At 43.7% G+C, this 1,291-nt stretch carries 2 protein-coding genes; one reads left to right on the top strand and one right to left on the bottom strand.

Annotation, left to right across the window (positions count from 1 at the left end; genetic code table 11):
* The first annotated feature begins 86 nt into the window (after positions 1–86).
* Positions 87–878, top strand: coding sequence for an IS5 family transposase (locus I8752_RS30190; protein ID WP_214435877.1), 792 nt, complete (start codon positions 87–89; stop codon positions 876–878).
* Between the two features lie 140 nt (positions 879–1,018).
* On the opposite strand, the gene I8752_RS30185 is transcribed toward I8752_RS30190, so the two are convergent.
* A partial coding sequence (locus I8752_RS30185) for an ISAzo13-like element transposase-related protein (RefSeq protein WP_422615224.1) occupies positions 1,019–1,291 on the bottom strand: 273 nt, incomplete at its 5' end.

The following is a 1,291-nucleotide window of genomic DNA, read 5'->3' as shown; positions in this document are numbered from 1 at the left end:
GAGGATGTTTGAAAAGTTGATAGTTGAGTAAAAAAAGCTCTCAGGGCATAAGCTGTAAATACGTAGATACAGCACCATTGAGAGCGATGAGTAAAGTTTACCCTAGTAACCTGACCCAAGAGCAATTTGAACTGATTAGTGGGTTGATTCCACCTCGAAAACCAGGCGGTCGCAAACGCTCTGTTGATATATATTCAGTGCTCAACGCCATTTTTTATGTCTTATGTGAAGGTTGTCGATGGCGATCGCTACCAGGAGATTTTCCAAACTGGCAAACAGTTTATACTTATTTTCGTAACTGGCGCAAAGATGGAACTTGGGTGAAGATTCATGATCATTTACGTGAATGGGTGAGAGTAGACCATCACCGAGACGCGAGTCCCTCCGAAGCAATCATCGACAGCCAAAGTGTTAAAAGTGCGGCAATGGTGTCTCAAGCGGTAGGTTACGACGCAGACAAGCAACTGAAGGGACGTAAACGCTTCCTCACAGTAGATACTTTAGGCCTAGTGCTGCGTGTGCTGATCGCAGCCGCCAGTGTCGGTGAGCGCCAAGGTGGAAAACAAGTGCTACTCAAGGTCAAACACATGGGTACTCATGTGTCTGGCCTGAATCTTATCTGGGTTGATGCTGGTTTTGATGGCAACCCCTTTATGCAATGGGTCATGGATTTTTGCCGTTGGATTGTCCAGGTGGTTCTGCGCCCTAAAGAGTGCAAGAAATTTGTCTTGCTGCCCAAACGTTGGGTAGTAGAGCGAACCTTTGGATGGCTGACTTGGTGTCGCCGATTAAACAAAGACTATGAGCTACTCCCTGAAACGGCAGAGACATTTGTCTACCTTGCCATGATCCGGATTATGGTAAAACGATTGGCATAATATTTGACCACTCATAACTTTTCAAACATCCTCTTACACAGGCTTACGGCTGAAGCAATATTAGCTTTCGTTTATCAACCGCAGCAACTCTTGTGTTGATATTTTGCCACTTAGGAGTTATGTAAAAATAACTTGAACAATTAAGTGACCAGCTTGGGTTTGATAATATAGTTCCACTCACCATGAAAAGAATTTCGTTCGATTGCGATAGTATCAAGCTCTTGGTCTGTAACCTTGATTCCCGTTTTGTAGAGATTTGGATCTAATCTAGCCTCAACTTCTAATCCTTGTGTGGTGGTAGTATTGCGAATTAGATTAATCACAACTTGCAAGCTGGTTAATGGTCTACCTCTCCAGTTTTGGGTAATGTGACAAAACAAGCGATGCTCAATCTTATTCCATTTACTCGTGCC

Origin of the sequence: Dendronalium phyllosphericum CENA369, from assembly GCF_016056275.1 — a bacterium.
GTDB lineage: Bacteria > Cyanobacteriota > Cyanobacteriia > Cyanobacteriales > Nostocaceae > Dendronalium > Dendronalium phyllosphericum.
This window is presented reverse-complemented; position numbering and strand designations above follow the sequence as displayed.

Coding starts and splice junctions, on each gene's coding strand:
- I8752_RS30190 (WP_214435877.1), top strand. CDS start 87: ATGAGTAAAGTTTACCCTAGTAACCTGACCCAAGAGCAATTTGAACTG.